At 48.7% G+C, this 677-nt stretch carries 1 protein-coding gene; it reads left to right on the top strand.

The window, feature by feature from the left end; all coding sequences use genetic code 11:
• Positions 1–151: 151 nt before the first annotated feature.
• Positions 152–677 (top strand): GNAT family N-acetyltransferase (locus tag HOC_RS20670; RefSeq protein WP_241767110.1); only part of this gene is annotated, 526 nt, incomplete at its 3' end.

Raw genomic sequence — 677 nt, 5'->3', positions numbered from 1 at the left:
CTTCTGTCTCAAAATACCTGACGACGAACAACGCACAGTACTGTCCGGGCGTTATTGTGAACTCAAAGGCCAGCCGCTCGCTATACTCGATATTACCTTTGACAGTATAGAAACATATTTTGCGCGACTCTCGTACGGAGCGCGCAAGGATATGCGCCGCAAACTTCGCACACGATCGGGCATCCGACTGGAACGACGGAATGACATCACGGATGTTATCGACACGATTATGAACCTCTACGCCGAGACACTCGCGCGCGCGGACATGCAGCTTGAGGAGCTGACAGCCAATTATTTCGAAGGTGTCCTGAGATGCATGCCTGGTCGAGCGCAATGTGTGCTCTACTATCATGGCGATGAGCTGCTAGCGGCAAATCTTGTAATTGAAGATTCAGGAGTCCTGCTCGACAAGTTTTTGTGCATGAAGAACTTCGAAGGACGAAAGCATAACATATATTTCCTCAGCTGGCTGACGAACGTAGAGTACTGTCTTCAAAAACAGATAACTTCTTATAAGACCGGGCAATCTGGATACTCCACAAAGATTCGGCTCGGTAGCCGTCTTGAGCCGACGCAGATGTACTTTCGTCATCGAAACCCTGCTATAAACCTGCTACTGTCAGCCCTTGCGCCAATTCTTTCAAAAGTGTTCGTCGTCAGGTATTTTGAGACAGAAG

The organism is Hyphomonas oceanitis SCH89 (assembly GCF_000685295.1).
Lineage (GTDB): Bacteria > Pseudomonadota > Alphaproteobacteria > Caulobacterales > Hyphomonadaceae > Hyphomonas > Hyphomonas oceanitis.
The sequence above is the reverse complement of the archived record's forward strand: the minus strand, read 5'-3'. Positions and strand labels throughout refer to the sequence as shown.